Origin of the sequence: Sphingomonas sp. T1, assembly GCF_902506585.1 — a bacterium.
Taxonomy (GTDB): domain Bacteria; phylum Pseudomonadota; class Alphaproteobacteria; order Sphingomonadales; family Sphingomonadaceae; genus Sphingomonas; species Sphingomonas aerolata.
Map to the genome: position 1 here is coordinate 631,733 of NZ_LR733875.1, position 22,756 is coordinate 654,488.

Consider the following 22,756-nt stretch of genomic DNA (forward strand, 5'->3'; position numbering starts at 1 on the left):
CTTATGGAGAAAGCGATGACGGTAGGATCTTCGGTCGCCAGGCCGACGGCGTGGCTGTTGGCAGCATTGCTCGCGACCGGCGCGGATGCCCAGCGCGCCGCGCCGACTGACCGGTGGACCGGGAGCTGGGGCTCTGCACAGATGATCGCGACCGGCGACAATGCGCTGCCGGCCGACCGCGCCGGCGCGCTCACGCTCCGACAGGTCGTCCATCTGTCGGCTGGCGGCACACAGGTCCGCGTGCGGCTGTCCAACGCGTTCGGCACGCAGCCGCTCAGGATCGGCGCGGCGCATATTGCCCGGCCGACCGCTCTCGGCACCGCGCGTATCGCGGGCGGCACGACGCTTCGCTTTGCCGGACAGATGACGGCGGTCATCCCGGCGGGTGGGGAGATCTATTCGGATCCGGTCGCGCTCGCGCTCGCACCCGGGGCCGACCTCGCCGTCAGCCTCTATCTGCCCGATCCCGCCACGCCCCAGACCGGGCACCCCGGTGCGCGGGCCACCAGCTTCACGGTCGCGGGCAATCACGTCGCCGACCCGCTTCTCGCAGGCGCGACCGCGACGCCGCACTGGTATGCGCTCGCCGATGTCGAGGTGGCGGGGCCCCGCGTCGCCCAGGTCACCGGCGCGGCACGCCCGTCGACGATCGTCACGATCGGCGATTCGATCACCGATGGCTATGGCGTTGCCCCGGAACGCAACACCCGCTGGCCCGACATTCTCGCCGAGCGGCTGCGCGCGACGCCGGCGACACGCACGCTCGGCGTCGTCAATGCCGGCATCGGCGGCAACCGGATATTGCTCGACGGGCTCGGCCCCAACCTTGTCGCCCGGTTCGATCGCGACGTGATCGCGCGCAGCGGCGTTGGCTGGGCGATCCTTCTCGAAGGGGTGAACGATCTCGGCGTCTTGACGCGCGACGCCCCGGCATCGCCCGAAGACCATGCGGCGCTCGTCGCGCAGCTGACCGCCGGCTTCCGCCAGCTGGCCGACCGCGCGCATGCGCACGGTATCAGGATCATCGGCGGCACGGTGATGCCGTTCGGCGGCAATGACTATTATCACCCGGACGCCGCGCTCGAGGCCGATCGCCAGGCGGTCAACAGCTTCATCCGCAACTCGGGCGTGTTCGATGCGGTGATCGACTTCGACCGGGTGATGCGCGATCCGCGCCGTCCCGACCGCCTCGCGCCGGCATTCGACTCCGGCGATCATCTTCACCCGTCCGAAGCGGGCTATCGGGCGATGGGTGCCGCGGTACCGCTGGCGCTGTTCACCACGCCGCAGCGCTGAGCACGTGCCCGGCATGAAGCTCGCGCCGGTCCCCCGCCTGTGCCGCCGGACCTGGCGACCAGTTCGCCCGTTCCTTTGGCTGGTCCGAACCTGCCGGAACAGGCCCCGCCCCGCTTTCCTATGACGGGGCGGGACTCTCTCCGTCTCAAGTATTAAATAATCATATTTAAGTTATTTTATCGGCTATGGCTTTACTGCCACTGTGTCTAAAATACGCGACACAGAATACAGATTACCGTTGACAGTATTCGTGCCCATGGTAGCCCTATCACACACCGCCAATAAGAGCGGTTTCGAAAGGGCTGCGGTCATGCCGCAAAGGGGGAGAGAATGATGAGGGGTTCGTCCATACTCAATGCACTCGTGCGTTCGAGTTCGATTGCCACAGTTGCCGTTTGCCTGCTGAATCCGGCACAGGCCTTCTCGCAAATGGCGCCAGGCACCGAGACAGGGTCGCCTGCGACTGCCGCGCAGCCAGCGCTTCCTGCGACATCCACCGTGCAAGACGCAGGGCAGACCGCGAGCCAGGATCCGCAATCGGCCCCCGGGGACGAGATCGTCATCACCGGCATCCGCGCCAGCCTTGGTCGCGCTATCGACATCAAGCGCAACTCGGCAGGCGTCGTCGACGCCATCTCGGCCGAGGATATCGGCAAGTTCCCTGACACCAACCTCGCGGAATCACTGCAGCGCGTCACCGGCGTCTCCATCAGCCGCGCCAACGGCGAAGGTTCGCAGGTTGCCGTCCGCGGCTTCAGCGGCGGCTTCAATCTCGTCACCCTGAACGGCCGCCAGCTTCCGGCGACCAGCATCGACACGAGCACCGGCAACGCGTTTGCGACCGGTACGGGTCGTTCGTTCGATTTCCAGAACCTCGCATCCGAGGGTGTCGCCACGCTCGAGGTCTACAAGACCGGCCGCGCCAACATCCCGTCGGGCGGCATCGGCGCGGCGATCAACGTCGTCACCCGCCGACCGCTGTCGGCTGAGGAGAGCGGCCTTTCGGGGTCGATCGGTGCGAAGGGACTTTATGATACCTCGGTCGAGAAGGCCGAGAGCGATCCCAGCAAGGTCACGCCGGAACTGTCCGGGCTGATCAACTACAAGAACCCGAACGAAACCTTCGGCGTCAACGTGTTCGGCAGCTATCAGCTGCGCAATTCCGCTTCGGTTCAGTCCAACCCCAATTACTGGAACATCGTGCCGCTGGCCGATTTCCTCAACACGGCGGGCGCCTATATCCGGCCGACGACGGTGATCACCAATCGCCCGACGACCGAATATGTCCAGATTCCGAACGACAGCCGGTACCAGTTCTCCGAGAACCGCCGCGAGCGTCTGAACGGCCAGGCCAACATCCAGTTCAAGCCGTCCGACCGGTTCGAAATCTCGATCGACGGCATGTATGCCCGGAACAAGCTGAGCGAAGAGCGCAGCGAGCAGACCAACTGGTTCCAGCGTCCGTTCACCGAAGTCACCTTCGACGACAACAAGCAGATGCAGAGCGCGGTGATCCTCGCCGAGTCGATCCAGGCGGACAAGGGTTACGAGCAGCAGCGGTTCGCGACCAAGACCGAGCTCTATTCGGTCGGTGGCAATGTGAAGTGGGACTTCACCGACAATCTGCGGCTGACGCTCGACGCCAACCACGCCAAGTCGAAGACCAATCCGGACAACGCGAACGGAACCTCGGCGACGACGATCTCGATCGGTGCGCCGGTACGCTCCTCGCACAAGGTTGATTTCACCACCGGCTTCCCGCAGCAGTCCGAGACGATCAACGACTGCACCGCAACCAACGGTGGTCGCGGCGGCAACTGCAACAACACGCTCGACATCGCGGATCTGGGCAGCCAGGTCGCGCGGAAGATCACGTCGACCCAGGAAGCCCGGATCAACCAGTTCGGCGGCGACGTCGCCTGGGACCTGGGCGGGGGCAGCAAGTTCAACGTCGGCGGCAACTATATCGACGCGAACATGCGCTCGACCACGGTCAACACGATCCAGACGCTCGGTGACTGGGGCATCACGGATACCGGTCGCGTCGCAGAACTCGCCGGCGATCTCGTCGACACCTTCTGCCTGACCTGCAAGTTCGACAAATATGATCCGAAGTCGACAGGCTCGTCACTGGTCGCCTTCCGCGCCAACGCGGTCGATCTGCTCAACGTGTTCGAGCCTTATTATGCCGGCCGCGGCAACGCGGTCTCGCCGAGCCCGTCCTCGGACGACACCGTCGGTGAAAAGACCTGGGCAGCTTATGGCCAGATCACCTGGGCCGGCGAACTCGGCGGACGCCGTGCCAATGCGCTGATCGGCGCCCGCTATGAAAAGACGCGGGTCAAGTCGATCGGTATCCAGTCGGTGCCGAGCGGCATTCGCTGGTCGCAGGACAATGATTTCGCGGTCGATGGCGGGCCGCCCAGCGGCGCCGTCACGGTCAAGGCGAGCTACGACAATCTCTTGCCATCGCTCGATTTCAACATCGAACCGATCGACAACGTCATGGCGCGCGCCTCGTTCAGCCGCACGCTCGCCCGTCCCGACTATGGCAACCTCTTTGCTTCCGTCAGCGCCGGGGCACCGAACCGCCCGACCGCGCTCGGCGCAGCTCCTGCGGGCGCAACGCGCCAGGATCCGGCGCTGCTGCCGCTGGTCTCGGACAATTTCGACGTGTCGCTCGAATGGTATTACAAGCCGGAGAGCTTCGTGTCGGTCGGCTTCTTCAACAAGGACGTCCGCAACTTCATCGGCAACCAGGTCACCAGCGGCAATCTGTTCGGGCTGCGTGACCCGGGTTCGGGCGCTGCCGGTTCGCGCTCGGGTACCGCGCTGGCCTATCTCCAGGCCAACGGCCTCCCGCTCAGCGATATCAACCTGTTCTCCTACACCGCGTTGCTGACGCAGAATAACGGCAACCAGGCGGCCGCATCCGCCGCGTTCCAGAACAATATCGATCCCGCGACGGGTGGCCTGAGGACGCAGTTCGTCGTCGATCTGGCCAATGCGGTCGATATCGTCGCCGATCCCAACGATCCCCTGTTCAATTTCGCGATCAGCGGCCCGGTCAACAACCGCGAGGGCAACATCCACGGGTTCGAGGTCGCCTGGACCAACTTCTTCGGTCAGACCGGCTTCGGCTTCGCGGTGTCGTACACCAAGGTCAATGGCGACGTGAACGTCGATCCCTATGCCGATCCCAACGTCAACATCTTCGCCCTGACCGGCCTCGGCGACAGCGCGAACCTGACCGGGATCTATGACAAGAACGGGCTTTCGGCGCGTGTCTCGTACAACTGGCGCGACAAATATCTGTCGGGCACAAACCAGGGCGGCAACCGCAACCCGCTCTTCACCGCAGCCTTCGGGACGCTCGACGCGAGCATCAGCTACGACATCGCGCAGAGCTTCTCGATCTCGCTCGAGGCGGTCAATCTGACGAGCGAGCCGTTCCGCCAATATGCCCGCACCGAGACCAATCTGGTCTATGTGCAGGAATTGAAGCCGCGCTTCTATCTCGGCGCGCGCTACCGCTTCTGAGCACAGGCCGGCGTGCGCCTCGGCGCGCGCCGGACACCGCATCGGGCAATGGAGGGGCCGCAGCACCGTGCCGCGGCCTTTTCCTGTTGTCCGACGCCGCCTGGCTGATAGACCCGGATAAAAAGGGACCGGAGCGGATGAACCCCGTACAGATCAACAATATCGATCATGCCGACCTGCGCGTCAGCCCGCGCGCCGGCGCCGCATTCAATGACGCGGCCAATCAGGCGCTGGTCTTCCCCGCCGAATTCGAGGAACTGCAACGCGAATTCGCAATCGTGTTCCGCCGCCGCGACGAAGGTCTTCAGGCCTATGCGCTGCTGGGGCTCGACCGTGACGAAAATCTCTTTCTCGCCGACGACCGCTGGACCAGCCGCTACGTTCCCGCCAGCCACCGGCGCGGTCCCTTCTCGATCGGCATGACCCGGTCCGCACCGGACGATGTCGGCGAGGCGATGCTGCAGGTTGATCTGGACGATCCGCGCGTCGGTGACCCGGCGGGTCTGCCGCTGTTCCTCGAGCATGGCGGCAACACGCCCTATCTCGATCATGTCACCGGCGTATTACGGCTGCTGTACGAGGGGATGGAATCCGCGCCCGCCGCCTATGTCGCGCTTGACGCCGCCGGGCTGCTCGCGCCGTTCACGCTCACGATCGATGTCAGCGACGAACGCCGCTACACCGTACCCGACGTACTCGTCGTCGACCTAGAGCAGCTCGCGGCGCTCAGCGGCGCCCCGCTCGAACAGCTGCATCGTTCGGGCATCCTGCGGCTCGCCATCCTTGCCGCGTCATCGCTCGGCAATATCCAGCAGCTGATTGCACACAAGCAACAGCGGCTCGCGGCAGTCGGTTGACCCCGGTGCCCGCCATCACCCGCCGGACCCGCGTGATCGAAGGGGCGGACGCGCGGACCCTGCCCGTCGCCGATCTGATCGCGGAGGGCCGCCCGACGATCCTGCGAGGGCTCGCACGCGACGTCCCGCTCGTCGCCGCGGCCCGTCAGGGTCCCGCGGCCGCGGTCGGCTGGCTCAAGCAGTTCGATGGCGGCCAGCCGGTGACGGCCTATATCGGCGACCCCGCCATAGGCGGCCGCTTCGGATACACGGCCGACTGCACCGCGCTCAACTTCACCCGCGAGCGCGGGTCGCTGTCCGCCTATCTCGACCGGCTTCTCGCCAGCATCGACGATCCTGCCGCACCCAGCATCTATATCGGCTCGACCGACATCGATCAGTATCTCCCCGGCCTCCGGGGCCAGGCGGTGCTCCCCTTCGGCGACCCCGAACTCATCGAACATCCGCCGCTGGTCAGCATCTGGATCGGCAACCGGACGACCGCGTCGGCGCATCACGACATGTCGAACAACATCGCGGTCACGTTGGTCGGGCGGCGGCGCTTCACTCTCTTCCCGCCCGATCAGGTCTCCAACCTCTATCCAGGGCCGCTCGAACCGACGCCCGCGGGTCAGGTCGTCTCGATGGTCGATTTCGACGCCCCCGACTTCACCCGCCATCCCGGCTTTGCCGATGCGCTGGCCGTGGCCGAAGTCGCGGAGATGGAGGCCGGCGACGCGCTCATCTACCCCGCCTTGTGGTGGCACCAGGTCGAGGCGCTCGATCCGTTCAACGCGATGATCAACTATTGGTGGAACACGACGCCGCGCTTCATGGACACGCCGCAGAACACGTTGCTGCACGGCCTGCTCAGCCTGCGCGACCGGCCCGAGCATGAGAAGCGCGGGTGGCAGGCGCTGTTCGACTATTATGTCTTCGGCGATGCGGCGCGCGCCGGTGCGCATCTGCCGGCAGACGCGCGGGGCGCACTCGCACCGCTGGATGCGATGGCCGCGCGAAGGCTGCGCGCCACGCTGTTGCAACGGCTCAATCGATGAAGGGATATGCGATGGATACCCCGCCAAAGACCCGCGTGATCATCGCCGGCGGCGGCACCGCCGGCTGGCTCGCCGCGGCGCTGCTGACGCGACAACTCGGCGCGCTGGTCGACGTCACGCTCATCGAGTCGGACGAAATCGGCACCGTCGGCGTCGGCGAAGCGACCATCCCCACGGTCCAGGCCTTTCACGCGCTGCTCGGCCTCGACGAGCGCGCGTTCATGGCCGCCACCGGCGCGACCTTCAAGCTCGGCATCGCGTTCGAGGGCTGGGCACGCCCCGACGATCGCTATGTCCATTCGTTCGGCGATGTCGGGCGGTCCACCTGGATGGGCGACTTCCAGCATTTCTGGCTCGAAGCCCGCGCCAACGGTCTGGCCGGCGACTTTGGCGACTATTGCCTTGAGCTCCAGGCCGCAGAGGCGCGCCGCTTCACCATCGGCCAGCAGGGTTTGCAGCTCAACTATGCCTATCATTTCGACGCGGGCCGCTATGCCCGCTTCCTGCGCGAGCGCTGCGAGACCGCGGGGCTGACCCGGATCGAGGGACGGATCGCCGGGATCGATCGCTCGGCGGAGACCGGCCATATCGATGCGGTCATCCTTGCCAACGGATCGCGTGTCGCAGGCGATCTGTTTCTCGACTGCAGCGGGTTTCGCGGGCTGCTGATCGGCGATGCGCTGGGTGTCGGCTATGAAGACTGGAGCCACTGGCTCCCCGCCAACCGCGCACTCGCGGTGCAGACGACGTCGGTCGAGCCCGCCCGGCCCTATACCCGCGCGATCGCGCATGATGCCGGCTGGCAATGGCGGATCCCGCTGCAGCACCGCGTCGGCAACGGCATCGTCTATTCGAGCGAGTACCTCTCCGATGATGCGGCCCGGGACCGTCTGCTGGCGTCCGTCCAGGGCCAACCGCTGACCGACCCGCGCCTGCTGCGCTTCACGACCGGTCGTCGCCTGCGCGCCTGGGAAGGCAATTGCATCGCGCTAAGCCTCGCCGGCGGGTTCGTCGAACCGCTCGAATCGACCAGCATCCATCTCGTCATGACCGCGCTGACGCGGCTGCTCCGCGCCTTCCCCTTCGACGGGATCAGCCCCGCGGTCGTTGCGCAGTTCAACGCGCAGACGCGGCGCGAGATCGAAGGGGTGCGCGATTTCGTCATCCTCCACTATCATTTGAATCAGCGCAGCGAACCGTTCTGGAAGGCCTGTGCCGCAATGCCGATCCCCGACACGTTGGCGGAGCGCATCGCGCTGTTCGCCGACGCAGCGCAGGCCTATCAATCGCCGGACGACCTGTTCCGCGTCAGTTCTTGGACCCAGGTCATGCTGGGCCAGCGGCTCGAGCCGCGCGACTGGCATCGCCTCGCGCGGATGATGCCGCCCGAACGGCTCGGATCGTCGCTCGCGGAGCTGAAGGCGGGGATCGCGCAACAGGTCGACCGGCTGCCCGCGCACCAGGCGTTCGTCGATCGCTATTGTGCCCAGGCCGCGACCGGGGTCGCCGCTTGAGCGTCGGCAAACCCTGACCCGACGCGTCGCCTCAGCTCAGAGATTGGCCTGTTCATCGGTCGGCAGCTCCGCGTCCGGGCCATAATAAAGCACGGAGCATTCTGCCTTCAGACACCCGCCCTCGATGACGATGTCGTCGCGATAGGCGTCGTGGATGAAGGCGAGCGTGTCGACGTGCTTCGCCTCGAAATACATCGGATGCACGTCGTCGCGGCCAGCGCCATAGACGACGCGCCCGACCTTCGACCAGATCGACGCCATCGTGCACATCCCGCAGGGTTGCAGTGTCGAGTAGAGTGTCGCCCCGCGCAGTTCGAGTTCGCCGGTATCTTCGCAGGCGCGCCGGATCGCCATCATCTCGGCATGCGCGGTTGCGTCGGGAAGCTCGTGCGTCTGGTTGCGTTCGCCCGCGATGATCTTGCCGTCGAGCACGATCACGCAGCCCAGCGGTGAGGTCGACGGATCCGATCCCTTCGACCGTGCGATCGCGATCGCCTCGCGCATCCAGCGTTCATCATCCTGCATCATGGCGTCACCTCCCGGAATCACCGTGTAACGCACGGAAGCAGGTCTTGTTCGCCCGGTCCGGCAGAGCGAGCCCGTAAATCGGAGATCGGCCTTTGCCGCCGGGTCAAATTCTTTGAAACGGCTGGGCGAAATCCGCCGATGCGCGTTGTTATCTCGCGTTGCAGGACGGCCGATAGCCCGTCGTGCAGGACCTTTCGCATCCCGAGGAGCCATTGATGCCGACCACTCTCAAAGCCAAGTTCGACACGCGCCGCGAAGCCGAGATGACGGTGGAACGTCTCGTCCAGGAAATGAAGGTCGAGCGGACCGATATCTTCATCACGACCGACGGCGCGGACAACAGCGCTGGCGACGAACGCGCCGGTGCCGACACTGCAGGCGATAATCCCACGCCCGCGTCGCGCGCCGACGCCGCGCTCGAGGGCAAGATCATCGTTTCGGTCGATATCGCGGACGCCGGGCGCGCCAGCGACATCAAGGCCGCATTCGCCGAATTCGACGCCTCCGAGGTGGCAGAGCGCTAAACGCCGTGAGGGCGGGGCGGACGACACGGTGTCCGCCCCGCCCCTGCGACCGTCTCTACTCCCTCCCCGACACCATGGAATCCGACATGACCGACACCACCGCCATCATGGCCCGCCAGCGCGAGATCGCGTCCGAACATCTGCTGTTCAAATTGATGGAATATGTCGAGGCGCAGCACCCGGGGCTGCTCGACTTCATGGAAGCCAGCCTCGACCATCTCGGCGACCCGGCGACCGACGAGACCAAGGATGATGCCGGAGTCCGGCAGATTGCCGCGCGCATGATCACCGGCGCGCGCAAACAGGGCGTCGACGCGGGCTGACACGTCCGGTGACAGGCTGACGGCGGGGCGGCGAAACGCCGCCCCGCCCCGTCGCTAGCAGGCGTCCTGTCCGCCAAGCACGTCGAGCGCCATGACGTGCGCAAGGTGCGACAGACCCTGCGGCAGGTTGCCGAGAAACATGCCCGTCTTCGGATCGGCCATTTCCGTCATGATCCCGACACCGCGATTAAGCGCCTCGGAAATGCCCGCAAGCGCCGCCTCCGCCCGATCACGCTGGCCGAGTAGCGCACGGGCCTCGATCATCCAGAAGGTGCACGCCAGGAAACACCCTTCCTCGGACCACACGTCGCTGTAGCGATAGTGATAGGGCCCCGCCCCCAGTTCGCGGTCGATCGCGTCGAGCGTCTTTTCCAGCCGCTCGCGCCCGTCGAAGCCGAACCGCACCGCCAGCGCGAGCGACGCGTCGAGCTTGTCGCTGCCAGGATAGAAGACGAACGCCTGCTTGGTCTCGGACCAGCATTCATCCTCGATCCACTGCGCGATCCGGTCGCGTTCGCGCGACCACCGATCGCGGCACGTGGTCGGCAACTGCCCCTGGTCCGCCAGTTCGACCGCGCGCGCCAGCGCCTGCCAGCAGCTGATCTTCGACATGGTGTAATGCTGCGACTCCTCGAGCTCCCAGATGCCCGCATCCTTCTGCCGCCACGCGTCCGCACACCGGTCCGCCAGATGCGACAGCAGTTCGGCGCTCGACGCGTCGAGGATATTGCCGCAACTGACGAAGCGGGCGGCGGTCTCGAATATGTCGCCATAGACGCCGTGCTGGTTCTGGTCGGTCGCGGTGTTGCCGACCTGCACGGGTTTCGACCGCCGATATCCCGGCACGTCGATTTCGCTCAGATCGGGGACCAGCGCGCCGTCGAGCGTATAGCAGACGCGCGGCCCGTGTTCGGCCAGCCGCTTCAACAGCCAGGTGAATGCCGCCTTGGCCTCCATCTGCGCCCCCGCGGCGAGAAACGCCTTGATCGTATAGCCGGCGTCGCGGATCCAGGCGTAGCGATAGTCGTAATTCTTCTTGCCGCCGATCCCCTCGGGGACCGAGGTGGTCGCGGCGGCTGCGATCGCGCCGGTCGGTGAATAGAGCAGCAGCTTCAGCGCGAGGACGCTGCGGATGAACGCGGGGCGCCGTTCGCCGTCATAGTCGATCCGGTGCGACCATTGCCGCCACTCCGCGTCTGAAATATCGATACGCTCGTCGATGTCGGCGATCGTCGGCACGACTAGCGGCTCGTCCTCACCCGCGACGATCGCGACGACCTCGCGCTGCCCCTGCGCGACCGTCAGCACGCCCGTCACCGCCTCGTCAGCGCGCTCCACGACGACGCCGTCGCTGTGCAGAAACAGGCCCAGCACGCGGTCGACATGGAAGACCGGATATTCGCCGATCTTCGACTGATACGGGCTCGCCCCGCTGGCCCTGCGTCCCGGGCGCATCTCGAGCGCGAACCGGACTGCACCGTCGAGCCCGTCGATCCGCCGTGCAAGTTCGGTCCAGGGCAACCGGCCCGCCGTACCGCTGTTCATCGATTCGGTTAGCCGCGCGCGGCCGCCATCCGTGATGAAGAGCGTCTCGAGCACGTTGCTGCCGGGCAGATAGCGGCGCTCGACGATGAACGGCTCGGTCGGGGTGATGCTGAACCGTCCCCCCTCCTCCGGATCGAGCAGCCGGTCGAACAGCGGCTGCGAATCGAGATTGGGCACGCACCACCAGTCGATCGACCCGTCCGCGCCCGACAGCGCGACCGACCGCCCGTCGCCGAGCGCGCCATAATCCTCCAGCCGAAGATAGCCGTCTTCGCGCACCCCCTCGCGCGCGCCATCGCGTGCGTCGTCGCGCGCGGGCCGGGTGGTGGCGCGCAGCACGTCGCTAGCCAATGCGGCAAGGGTCTTGGCCATGGAAGTGTCTGTCCGATCGCGTCTTTGCCCCCCACCAGGCCGGGTATTCGACGCTGGGAAAGCCGTGGTCGGACATGAACGCCGCGGGATGCGCCAATATCCCGCCCCTGCGCTATTTTCTGGCGGCAGCGCGCAACGCGCCGGCCGGGTCGGGCCGCCGCTCAGAGCGGGGACACGTCGGGCATGAAGATATAGCCGTTGCCGCGTACCGTCCGGATCAGTTCGGTGCGGTCGTGCCGCTGAACCTTGCGCCGCAGCCGGCTGATATTGACGTCGATCGTGCGGCCCTTCGCCGGACCGTCGCTGCGCCCCAGCGTCGCGATCATGTCGTCGCGCGAATGGATCGTCTGCGGTTGCGCGACGAACAGGTGGAGCATCTGGAACTCGCCATCGGTCAGCCGGACATTGGTGCCGTCGGGGGCGGTCAGTGTCCGCATCCGGCAGTTCAGCGCCCAGCCCGCAAAGCCGACCAGATCGTGGCTCTGGACGGGACTTGCGGCGCCAACGGGTCGCTCGGCCGGCGCGGGGTCGGCAGGATCGGGCGCCGCGCCGTTCGCAAGCTGCGCCCGTTGACGCCGCAGGACCGACCGGATCCGCGCGAGGATCTCGCGCGGGCTCGACGGCTTGGTGACATAATCGTCCGCGCCCAGCTCGAGCGCGACGACCCGGTCGATCTCGCTCGACAGCGCGGAGAACATGATCACCCGCGGCGGATCCTGAGTCTGCGTCAGCGCGCGCAGCACCGACAGGCCGTCCTCGCCGGGCATCATCATGTCGAGCACGACGAGATCGCAGGGGCGATGCGCGAGCCGGGTCCGCAACGCGGCGCCGCTCGCCACGGCTTCGGCGCGCAGGCCGTGATCGACCAGAAACCCCGTCAGCAACTCTCGCAGCCCGGGATCGTCGTCGACGATGACGATCCGCGCGCTGTCATCCGCCCCTCGCGTGCCGGCATGGAGATCAGGGCCGGGCACGGCGACGGAAACGCTGTTGGTCAAAATCATGCGCCTCGCCTGCAGGTCAGTTCTTTCCGGCATATGTCTGGATGTTGCGCAATCCGTCGCGCCGGCAACGACCGGCGGTGGCGTGGCATGATGCGAAATCGCTGAAACATCACGAACACATACGTGGCATAGTGGCCGGCGATGCACTGCGCCGCTCCCGAACCCGCCGATACGATGCTGCTCGTGGTCGATGACGACCATGCGATCCGGACGCTGCTCGCGCAGAGTCTGGGGATGCACGGGTACCGCGTCGAAACCGCGACGAATGCACAGGAAATGGACGTCGCGCTCGCACGGCATCCGATCGCGCTGATCCTGCTCGACGTGATGATGCCGGGCGAGGACGGTCTTGCAGCCTGTCGCCGCCTGACCCGCAAGGGCGCGCCCCCCGTCGTCATGCTCAGCGCGCTGGGCGACGAACCCGACCGGATTCTCGGGCTCGAGATCGGCGCGAGCCATTATCTGACCAAGCCGTGCAGCCCGCGCGAGATCCTCGCCACGGTCCGCGCCGCACTGCGCGAACGCAATGGCGCGGCTGTCGAGACCGGCCGCAGCTATGGCTTTCTCGGCTGGCGGGTCGATTTCGCCGCGCACGAACTGCTCGACGGCGACGGCATGCTCGTCGACCTGACCGACGGCGAATTCTCGGTGCTGCGCGCCTTTGTCGAACGCCCGCGCCGGGTGCTTGCGCGCGACGCGTTGCTGGAGGCGGCGCGGGGTCCGGATACCGACGCATTCGACCGGGCGATCGACGTCCAGGTCAGCCGGCTGCGACGCAAGCTGCGTTCGCGCGGTGACGAGATCATCCGGACGATCCGCAACGAAGGCTATTTCTTCGTTCCCCGCGTGATCCGGCTATGACCACGCCGCCACGCACGGCCGGCGCGAATCCGGCCGGCACCAGGGTCGGGCATCCGCGGCGCTGGCCGCTGTTCCTGCGCATCTTCGCGTTCATCCTGTTCACCGTCCTGCTCGTCCAGCTGCTCAATTTCGCCGCCGTCCTTCTGGTCCCGCCGCCGACGCCGGTGGTCTATTCGACCAGCCGGATCGCCTCGGTCGTGCGCGCCGGACGCGACCCGAGCGGGCTGCTGACGATCGCGGTTGCGACCGCCCCGCCGACCGAGCAGGGCGATGCGCGCGACCGCCATCTCGGCCGGGTGATCGCCGCCGATCTCGGGGTGCCGGCACGCGCGGTGATCGTCGAGGCGCGGCGCTATGGTCCACCCTTGATGGCGGGCGCGTTTCGTCCGCCCATGCCGATGGGCATGCCCAAGATGCCGCCACAGTCGGTCGTCGACAACACGCTGTTCGGCGCGTTCGTCGTCTGGGTGCATGCCCCCGACGGCCAGTGGCGGACGATCCGCCCGGCGCGTCCGGCGTTCGGCTTGTGGCAGGCGCGGCTGATCCTGTGGTTCCTCGTCGCGATGGCGGTCGCGGCACCGGTCGCACTGGTGCTGGCGCGGCGCATCGCCCGGCCCGTCGCGCTGTTCGCCGCCGCTGCCGACCGGCTTGGTCGCGACCCCCGCGCCGATCCGATCCCGCTAACCGGACCGCCCGAGATCATGGAGGCCGCGACCGCCTTCAACGTCATGCAGGAGCGACTCAATCGCTATGTCGAGGATCGCACGACCCTGATCGCCGCGGTCGCGCACGATCTGCGCACGCCGCTGATGCGTCTCGCGCTCCGGCTCGAAAAGGCGCCGGACGAGATCCGCGAGGCGAGCGAGGAGGATATCCAGGAGATGAGCCAGCGGATCGGCGCGGCGATGGCGTTCGTCCGCGACATGACCCGGCATGTCCGCCGCCAGCGGCTCGACCTGCGCTCGCTGGCGGAAAGCATCACCGACGATTATGCCGACCGCGGCGAACAGGTGGTGCTGTCGCCCGGTCCATCGCTTGCGATCGACGGCGATGCGCCCGCACTCAAGGCGTTGCTGGTCAATCTGGTCGACAACGCGGTCAAATATGCCGGGCATGCCGAGGTCCAACTCTACCGCGACCGCGACACGGTGGTGATCGAGGTCGGCGATCGCGGTCCGGGCCTGTCCGCCGCCGATGCGGCGCATGCCTTCGAGCCGTTCTTCCGGGCGGAGCGGTCGCGCAACCGCGATACCGGTGGCACCGGCCTCGGGCTCGCCAGCGTCCGCGCGGTGGCGCATGCGCATGGCGGTGCCGCGTCGCTGGAAAATCGCCCCGAAGGCGGTCTGATCGTGCGCGTCATTCTGCCGGCATGATCCGGCACCGAAACAGGAGAAGACCGATGTCGATGCGCGCATGGACCGTGATCGCCGGCGGGATGCTGGCCGCGGTGGCGCCCGCCCCGAATGCCGCGGCAACAGCGCAGTCGAGCCCCGAGCCGGCGCGATCCCCCAGCCAGCGCCCGCAACAGGGCCGCGGCCAGCTGTTCATCAGCCCGATGGGCGAGCCGTTCCGCTCGACCCAGAAGGCCGGCGCGGCGCAGGCGTTATGGTTCCAGGGTGCCGACCGCGACGGCGATGGCCGGATCACCCGTGCGGAGTTTCAGGCGGATGCGACCCGGGTCTTCGCGCATTTCGACCGCGGCCGCGACGGCGAGATCGACCCTGAAGATATCGCCTGGTACGAGAATATCCTCGTCCCCGAGATCCGCGTCCGCGGTGGAGGACGGGGCGGATCGGCGGGACGGCCCGACACCGGGTCCGGCAAGCGTGGCAGCGCCGCCAGCCGCAGGACCAGCACCGCCGACGCGACCTTGCGGATCGGCGCCGGCCGCTTCGGCCTGTTCGACCTGCCCGAACCGGTGACGTCGGCGGATCTGGATTTCAACCGCGGCGTCGACCGGGCAGAGTTCGCCAAGGCCGCCGCCGACCGGTTCGCCGCGCTCGACCGCAATGGCGACGGCGCGATCCGGCGTCGCGAAGTGCCGCGCGCGGGCGGCGACACCTGGCGCAACGGCGACGACCAACTCGGGGCGGCACCGCTGACGCCCGCGCGCTGACAGGCCGCATCAGCCGGGTGGCGGCCCGGCCCCCAACGGACCGCCCGGCCCACCCGGCCCCGGAGGCGCATGGCGAAGCCGCATCAGCGCCTCGAACCCCGCGCGCTGGGGCGTGTCAAGACTGTCGTAGAAGCTGCGGGCTGCGATCAAGCGCGACCGGTCATGCGCTGCGTGCGCGGTCGCCTGCGCCTCGAACCGTTCGAGATGGCGGGCGAAATCCTCGCTACCCGGCATCGACGGGCCCGGGCGCATGTTCGGCCCCTCCCCGCCATCGCGCGGCGGCGGAGGCGGCCCCCACTCGGACAGGAACGCAACGAGCGCGCCACGCTGATCGGGCCGCAGGCGCAGCAGCAGCGCGATATCGTCAGCCTCCCGGGTCCGCATCGCATCGACATTTGCGGGCCCACGCTCCGGCCCGCGCGGGCGCTCGGCACTGGCAGTGCATGTCACACCGAGCAGCAGCATCGCGGCCAGCCAGCGTGCCGAACGTGGTTTCTGCAAAATCATCGTCATCGTCCTTCCCCCGGTATCAGCCGAGCATCCCGGATATGATCCAGCGTCGGCTAAGCGCAGATTTGGTGATCGTCGCCCCGCATCCACGGCAGGCGGCGCGCTGGATCGACGCGCCAGCGACGTCGCGGTGCCGCGACCGGGGCAGATGACGCCCGACGCTGCAATCAGTGGTGCGCGGTGATGGCATCGACATGGCTGGCTCCCCGGTTCATTCCGTCGGACCGGATATCGCAACTCCGTTTGTCCTGAATATTTCCGCGAGCTGCCCCCCGGGCGACAGACGCGAAAAAGCCCCGCCATCACGATGGATGGCGGGGGCGTTTCGCGGTCGTACCAGTCCTCGTTCCTAGAACTTCACGTTGGTGCTGACGAAGAAGGCGCGACCATAGGGGTCGTAGGTCGACGGATAGGTGTTCGCCTGTTGCTGATTGTCGCCCAGGATCGGCGGCTGCTTGTCGAAGACGTTGTTGACCCCGACCGACCAGGTGAAGCCGTCCTTGATCCGGAAAGCCGCGGTCAGGTCAAAGTAATCATAGGCCTTGATCCGCTCGACCGCATAGGTCGTCGCGCTGTCGTCGTCCTTCACCGCCGACAGGTGACGATACAGCACCGATACCGTCATCGGCCCGGTCGAATAGGTCGCCCGCGTCGACAGCCGCCATTTCGCATAGGGGTTGCCACAGGTCTGACCGAACTTGCCCGCACAGTCGATCGTCAGGTCGGGAATCGCCGCCAGCGGGTTATAGTCGAACGCGATCAGCCGCGTACCGCTGAAGCGCAGGTCGAGCCGGCTGGTGTCGCTGCCGAACGCCCCGAAGCCGAGCGGCAGGCCGTAACGCGCCTCGAAATCGACCCCGCGCGTCGTCACGCCCCCCGTATTGGCCAGCGTGTTGGCCGCATCGGTGATCGCAAAGCTGTTCGCGTCGCGCGGCAACGACCCGCAATAGCTCGCGTCATAGGGCGTGTAGCCATTTTCGGCGTCGCCGTAACAGGCGCGGATCAGGTTGGTCGTGCCGACCGTCGAGATGTAGTTCGCGATCTTGATCTTGTAGTAATCCGCGGTGAACGAGAAGCCGGGCAGGAAGCGCGGCTGGAGCACGATGCCCGCGGTATAGGTGTCGGACGTCTCCTCGCGCAGCGCGGGGTTGCCGCCATTCACCGTCTGGATCTGCGTGCTGCCGCCGTCATAGGCGGTGCCGATCACCGACGCCGCGACACCGTTCGACAGGCAGCTCGCATTCAGGTTGGTGTTCGTCAGCGCCACCGCGGTCGTGCACGGATCGGTCGCGGCGGGAAAGTCCTGCGACGCGCCGCTGAACAGGTCCGACACGGTCGGCGCGCGCACTGCCCTCGAATATTGGCCGCGCAGTGCGATGTCGTCGATGAGCGACCAGACCGCGCCACCCGAATAGGTGTTCACCGATTTCGCCGCGGTCGAATAATAGGAATAGCGATAGGCGCCGTTGACCTCGAGCTTCTTCACGAAGGGAAGGTCCGCGAGCAACGGCACCGCAACCTCGGTATAGACTTCCTTGACGTTATACCCGCCGCCCAGGCCTTCGCCCGCGTTGAAGCCGACCACGTCGCCCGACGACAGCGAGAAATCGGGATTGTAGCTGCCCTGCTCGCGGCGATATTCGGTCCCGAACACGATGCCCACCGGGCCCGCCCCCAGATCGAACAGCTCGCGATTCGAGATAGACGCGCTGGCGACCTGCTCGCTGATCGTGCTCGAATTCTGCACCGGAATGGTGATGAACGCGGCGGCCGCGTCGCTGATGTTGCCCGCCCCGAAGATGTTCAGCGGGACGCAGCCATTGCTCGTATCCGAACACACCAGATTGCCGCCGGTGTCATAGGTCGTCCGCAGCGCCTGGAGCACGCGGCTGCGTGAGACGTTCCCGGTTTGGCTCTCGATCGATTTGGTCCGCGAATAGCTGTAATAGGCGTCGTAGTTCCAGCCGCCGCCGATATCGCCCTTCGCGCCCAGCACGGTGCGATAGGCGGTGTTGTCGAGGCTCGACACGCGATTGCCGACCTCGCTCAGCCGCCGGTAGATGGTCGAGGTGACAAAGCCGTCGCCATCCGTATCGAGCCCCTGGAGCAGCGCGCGCGAGCCTGTGGAGAGAAACGAGGAATCGGCGTCGAGCGAGACCGACCCGGTGAACGGCGTCGGCGCAAGCTGGTTCTTCACGCGGTTGTTGATGAACTGGCCCTCGGCATAGACGGTCAGCGCATCGCTGACGTCGTAATGCGTTTGCGCGCTCATCAGGAACCGCTCCTGCGGGACCTGCAGATAGTTGGACGGCGCGTAATTATAGGCGTCGGTCGCGGCGCTATAGGCCGAAAAGCTCCCATCGGGTTCGAACTTGCGGTTCACCCCGCCGATCGCGAACCGCGTGCCCTCGATCGAGCCCGACCCGCCTGCGATCAGGCCACCCTCGCCGTCATCGACCTGCGCCTGTCGCGAATAGTCGCGCGCCGACTGCAGGATGCCGTTGCGCTTGGTATAATCGAAATAGACCGTCGCGTTGCCGCGTCCGTCCTCGAAATTTCCCCCGAGCAGCAAATTGCCGTTGAACGTGCCGCCATCGCCCGCTTCGTTGATGCGGTAGTTCGCATTCACCTCCGCGCCGCTGAAATCCTTCTTCATGACGAAGTTGATCACGCCCGAGATCGCGTCGGAACCATAGACCGCGGACCGGCCACCGCTGACGATGTCGACGCGTTCGATCAGCCCGGCGGGGATGGTGTTCAGATCGACGACCTGGTTCGAGTCATAGGCGACGTAGCGACGGTTATCGACGAGCACGAGCGTTCGCGTCGAACCCAGCCCGCGCAGATCCGCGGTTGCCACCCCGCCCCCGGGATTGTTCGACGCACCCGTCGTGCTCGGCACCAGCTGCGGCAGATCCTTCAGGACATTCTCGACATTGGGCTGGCCCGACAGTGCGAAGTCCTGCGCGCTGACCACCGCGATCGGTGACGCCTGCTGCAACTGGAGACCGCCCAGCCGCGATCCGGTGACGACGATCGTCTCGCCATCGGCCGGCGCGGCGTTGTCCGGCACCGCCTGCGTTGCCGGGTCGACGGTCTGCGCGACGGCCGGTGCACTCAAGCCAAGCAGAAGCGTGGACGCCAGAAGGCGTTTGCGAAAGTCCAGACGCATGGTGATACTCCCTGAGCCGCAACACTTTGGGTTGCGCGGCATTTTTTGCGATGACGGATATGGTCCGCCCCGCAAAGCTGCAGGGATTTGACGGGGTCGACAACGGCTAAGTCGTCATCGAACCGTCATACGTTCGACCTGTTGTTACGCAGCCACGGTTTGTTACAAACCGTGTCGCAAGCAAGACTGTATCGTGACTTTGATCGCAGCGCGGACATCAGGCATGCATCACGCCGCCGGTCGGCGGAACACGACGGTCACGCTCCGCACGCGCTGATCCACAGGTCGGCTCTGTACTCTAACGCCAAACCGCAGCGCTTCGATCGCCACGGTAAAGCCGGTGGCCGACGACCCGCGGATACCGGCTGGGGGCGGCACGGTCGCGCGGCTCATTGGAATGTCGACCCGGCGGCCATCGCCTTGCTCGGGCTCAGCCCCTGCTGCTCGAGGAACTGGTTCAGCGCCGCGACCAGATCCTGCGCGGCGCCGCTGGTCAGCGCAACCCGCCCGACGACGACCCGCTCGACCGATGGCGCGTCGCGCGTGTGATCGCACCGCGCACTCTCCAGCGTCAGCACGATCACGCCCGACAGATTGGCGAGCCCGGCGAGCCCCGTGGCAAAGACTTCGGGCGCGAACGGATTGTCGACGAGCGGCGGCAGCGTCGGCGCGCTGATCGGCGCGGATGACGGGACGGATTTGATGGCGACACGCATGGCGATGGTCCTCGCAGGATGAACGGGCGAGCCGATTGGCCCGCACGGCGCTCTAGCCAGCGACCATGTCCCGAACATTTCCCGCCACTTGCTCCATGTGTCAGCCGGGCCCGGCGACCGCGCGGTCACGGTCGTTGATGACCCAGTGTTGCAATCCGGCCGGCGCGCGCCATCCGCCGGAAACATCGCCCGCCCAGGCGCCCGGTCTCACCCGGAGACCTCCCCATGATGTTCGAATTTGGCGCCAGTACGATGGCCCTGGCCTTGGCCGGCACGCTCGGCGGCACGGCGGTCGCAGCGCCCGTCCAGCATGCGAAGCCCCCCGCCCCGACGCCACCGGCCGATCCCGCAGTCCGGACGATCCGCACCTTGCGCGTCGAGGGCGCGCAGCGGATCGAGCCCGAAACCGTGCTGAGCTACACCAAGCTGCGCGCCGGCATCCCCTACACGGCGGAGACGCTCGATCAGGCGCTAAAGGATCTCCAGGCCAGCGACCTGTTCGCCGATTATTCGATCGCCGGGGTCGAGGACGGCAATATCGTCGTCCGCATCCGCGAGAACCCGATCATCAACCGCATCGTCGTCGAGGGCAACAAGGCGCTCAAGAGCGACAAGATCACCAAGGAGATCAGGCTCGCACCGCGGCAGATCTTCACGCGCAGCGCGGTGCGGCAGGATGTCGCGCGGATCGTCGAGCTCTATCGCCGGCAGGGCCGCTTCGCCGCGATGGTCGATCCCAAGATGGTCAGCCTCGACCAGAACCGCGTCGACATCGTCTTCGAGGTCAGCGAGGGCCCGAAATCGAAGGTCCGCCAGATCAACATCCTCGGCAACAGCGTGTTTTCGGACGCACAAATTCGCGGGCAGATGGCGACCAAACAGGCGCGGCTCAGCCGCATGCTGTCGTCCGCAACCAGCTACGACCAGGATCGCCTGAGCTACGACCAGCAGAAGCTGCGGCAATTCTACCTGACGCAGGGCTATGCCGATTTCCGCGTGACGTCCGCGGTCGCCGAACTCACCCCGGACAAGAAGGACTTCATCATCACCTATGTGGTGGAGGAGGGCAAACGCTACACGTTCGGCGCCGTCACCGTCGACAGCCAGATCCGCGACTTCGACAGCAGCAAGCTCGCCGCCACGCTGCCGCTCAAGAAAGGCGCCTGGTACAACGCCAAGCAGGTGGAGGACGCGGTCGACAGCCTGAGCCAGACCGCAGGCCTGTTCGGCTATGCCTTCACCGAGGTCAATCCGGAGTTCCAGAAGGACGCCGATACGCTGACGATGGGGATCAACCTCAACATCGCCGAAGCCAAGCGCACCTATGTCGAACGCGTCGAGATCAACGGCAACACACAGACCAAGGACAAGGTCGTGCGGCGTGAAATCCGCTTGGCGGAGGGCGACGCGTTCAACAGCTTCCAGGTCAAACGCTCGGAGGACCGGATCAATTCGCTCGGCTATTTTCAGGACAAGACGGAGATCAAGCAGAAGCCCGGCTCCGCGCCCGATCGCGTCATCCTCGAGACCAACCTCGAGGAGAAATCGAGCGGCGAGCTCCAGCTCTCGGCCGGCTATTCCAGTCTGGAGAATTTCATCGCGTCCGCCACGATCACCCAGCGCAACTTCCGCGGCATGGGACAGGAGCTACGGGCCGGGGTCAGCTATTCGAGCTATTCGAAATCGGTCAATCTCGGCTTCACCGAACCCTATCTGTTCGACACCAACATCGCGCTGGGCGGCGACATATTCCGGCGGGATTACAGCTCGTACAGCACCACCGGCGACACCGACAGCACGACCTATGAACAGATCTCGACCGGGTTCCAGATCCGCGCGGCGGTGCCGCTGACCGAATATTGGTCGGCCACCGCCCGCTACGGCCTGTCCTATGATCAGGTCACGCTCGACGCGGACACCTATTACACGAACGGCGCGTGCGATCCCGCGGTCGCCGGCCAGTATCTGTGCGACGCGGTCGGCAATCGCTGGACCTCGTCGATCGGCTATTCGCTGGTGTTCGACAGCACGAACAGCCGCACCCGCCCGTCCAAGGGCAGCAAGTTCAGCGTCAGCCAGGATTTCGCCGGTCTCGGCGGCGACACGCGGTATCTCCGCAGCACCGCCAACTATTCGAAATATGTCGATCTCGGCTCGCGCTTCATCCTCACCGCGCATGCCGAGGGCGGCTATATCAGAGGGCTCGGGCAGCAGGTGCGACTGACCGACCGCTTCTATCTGGGCGACCCGCAGATGCGCGGCTTCGATATCCGCGGCGTCGGACCACGCGTGACGCGGACCTATTACGACACCAGCACGATCCCTGCGACGATCTCGACCGACAGCAGTTCGAACACGCAGACCGCGCTGGGCGGCACGGCCTATTACCAGGCCCGCCTCGAGGTCGAGCTGCCGCTTGGCTCGGGCGCGCGCGAACTCGGTCTGCGCCCCTCCGTCTACATGGACGTCGGCGCGGTGTTCGGCGGCAGGACGCCGACGCTGACCGACAGCTGCGCTGCCGCGAACGCGACCTCGATCGCGTGCGTCGCTGCGACCCGCCAATATACCGACAGCGCCGGCAATCTGCTCTATCTCGATTCCGCCGGCGCAAGCACGACGACCAACACCGGCACGCCCTACAGCTATTCGCTCGGCGCCTATCGCGAGACCTATACGGGCAATAGCGCCAGCCCGCGGCTGTCGGTCGGCATCGGCGTCAACTGGGCCTCCCCGTTCGGCCCGCTGCGGATCGATCTCGCCAAGGCACTGCTCAAGGCCGATGGCGACGACAGCAAGCTCATCACCTTCAATATCGGCGGCCAGTTCTGATGTGCACGGCCT

General features: G+C 66.3%; 17 protein-coding genes. 11 read left to right on the forward strand and 6 right to left on the reverse strand.

All coding sequences use genetic code 11. The features are described 5' to 3' along the window. The first annotated feature begins 15 nt into the window (after positions 1-15). The 5 genes from GV027_RS02760 (at position 16) to GV027_RS02780 (ending at position 8,244) form a co-directional block, all read left to right on the forward strand. Complete coding sequence (locus GV027_RS02760; RefSeq protein WP_159510910.1) at positions 16-1,296, forward strand: SGNH/GDSL hydrolase family protein; 1,281 nt, start codon at positions 16-18, stop codon at positions 1,294-1,296. 498 nt (positions 1,297-1,794) lie between these two features. Further along, positions 1,795-4,836 carry a TonB-dependent receptor gene (locus GV027_RS02765; protein WP_236559019.1) on the forward strand — a complete coding sequence of 1,014 codons (3,042 nt, stop codon included), beginning with the start codon at positions 1,795-1,797 and terminating at the stop codon, positions 4,834-4,836. Between the two features lie 137 nt (positions 4,837-4,973). Continuing rightward, entirely contained in the window at positions 4,974-5,693 is a 720-nt protein-coding gene (locus tag GV027_RS02770) for a SapC family protein (protein ID WP_159510912.1), read from the forward strand. Between the two features lie 5 nt (positions 5,694-5,698). Further along, positions 5,699-6,730, forward strand: a complete 1,032-nt coding sequence (locus GV027_RS02775) for a cupin-like domain-containing protein (protein ID WP_159510913.1) — start codon at positions 5,699-5,701, stop codon at positions 6,728-6,730. 11 nt (positions 6,731-6,741) lie between these two features. Beyond that, positions 6,742-8,244, forward strand: a complete 1,503-nt coding sequence (locus tag GV027_RS02780) for a tryptophan halogenase family protein (protein ID WP_159510914.1) — start codon at positions 6,742-6,744, stop codon at positions 8,242-8,244. Positions 8,245-8,280: 36 nt separating this feature from the next. On the opposite strand, the gene GV027_RS02785 is transcribed toward GV027_RS02780, so the two are convergent. Continuing rightward, a complete protein-coding gene (locus GV027_RS02785) occupies positions 8,281-8,772 on the reverse strand; it encodes a nucleoside deaminase (RefSeq protein ID WP_159510915.1) in 492 nt (163 codons plus the stop codon). A 215-nt stretch (positions 8,773-8,987) separates the two neighbouring features. Between GV027_RS02785 and GV027_RS02790 the strand changes: the two genes are divergently transcribed. Both GV027_RS02790 and GV027_RS02795 read left to right on the forward strand, forming a co-directional pair. Then, positions 8,988-9,296 carry a hypothetical protein gene (locus tag GV027_RS02790; RefSeq protein ID WP_159510916.1) on the forward strand — a complete coding sequence of 103 codons (309 nt, stop codon included), beginning with the start codon at positions 8,988-8,990 and terminating at the stop codon, positions 9,294-9,296. Positions 9,297-9,382: 86 nt separating this feature from the next. Beyond that, positions 9,383-9,619: a hypothetical protein gene (locus tag GV027_RS02795; protein WP_037528414.1), complete on the forward strand. Its 237-nt coding sequence runs from the start codon at positions 9,383-9,385 to the stop codon at positions 9,617-9,619. Between the two features lie 54 nt (positions 9,620-9,673). Here GV027_RS02795 and GV027_RS02800 read toward each other — a convergent pair whose 3' ends face one another. Continuing rightward, entirely contained in the window at positions 9,674-11,536 is a 1,863-nt protein-coding gene (locus GV027_RS02800; protein WP_159510917.1) for a glycoside hydrolase family 15 protein, read from the reverse strand. A 161-nt stretch (positions 11,537-11,697) separates the two neighbouring features. After that, on the reverse strand, positions 11,698-12,540 hold the full coding sequence (locus GV027_RS02805; protein WP_159510918.1) for a response regulator: 843 nt from the start codon (positions 12,538-12,540) through the stop codon (positions 11,698-11,700). 141 nt (positions 12,541-12,681) lie between these two features. Here GV027_RS02805 and GV027_RS02810 point away from each other — a divergent pair, with 141 nt between their 5' ends. From GV027_RS02810 to GV027_RS02820, 3 genes are read left to right on the forward strand one after another with little or no spacing between them, the layout of a single operon-like run. Continuing rightward, positions 12,682-13,401: a response regulator gene (locus GV027_RS02810; protein WP_159510919.1), complete on the forward strand. Its 720-nt coding sequence runs from the start codon at positions 12,682-12,684 to the stop codon at positions 13,399-13,401. Beyond that, positions 13,398-14,774, forward strand: coding sequence for an ATP-binding protein (locus GV027_RS02815; RefSeq protein ID WP_159510920.1), 1,377 nt, complete (start codon positions 13,398-13,400; stop codon positions 14,772-14,774). Before GV027_RS02810 ends, GV027_RS02815 begins: the two co-directional genes overlap by 4 nt. 26 nt (positions 14,775-14,800) lie before the next feature. Continuing rightward, complete coding sequence (locus GV027_RS02820) at positions 14,801-15,517, forward strand: hypothetical protein (RefSeq protein ID WP_159510921.1); 717 nt, start codon at positions 14,801-14,803, stop codon at positions 15,515-15,517. Between the two features lie 9 nt (positions 15,518-15,526). Here GV027_RS02820 and GV027_RS02825 read toward each other — a convergent pair whose 3' ends face one another. The 3 genes from GV027_RS02825 to GV027_RS02835 form a co-directional block, all read right to left on the reverse strand. After that, positions 15,527-16,030 carry a Spy/CpxP family protein refolding chaperone gene (locus tag GV027_RS02825; protein ID WP_159510922.1) on the reverse strand — a complete coding sequence of 168 codons (504 nt, stop codon included), beginning with the start codon at positions 16,028-16,030 and terminating at the stop codon, positions 15,527-15,529. A gap of 346 nt (positions 16,031-16,376) precedes the next feature. Then, on the reverse strand, positions 16,377-19,199 hold the full coding sequence (locus GV027_RS02830; protein WP_159510923.1) for a TonB-dependent receptor: 2,823 nt from the start codon (positions 19,197-19,199) through the stop codon (positions 16,377-16,379). A gap of 389 nt (positions 19,200-19,588) precedes the next feature. Beyond that, entirely contained in the window at positions 19,589-19,915 is a 327-nt protein-coding gene (locus GV027_RS02835) for a hypothetical protein (RefSeq protein ID WP_031394510.1), read from the reverse strand. 225 nt (positions 19,916-20,140) lie between these two features. On the opposite strand from GV027_RS02835, the gene bamA reads away from it, so the two are divergent. Continuing rightward, positions 20,141-22,744, forward strand: coding sequence for an outer membrane protein assembly factor BamA (bamA, locus tag GV027_RS02840; RefSeq protein ID WP_159510924.1), 2,604 nt, complete (start codon positions 20,141-20,143; stop codon positions 22,742-22,744). The last annotated feature ends 12 nt before the right edge of the window (positions 22,745-22,756 follow it).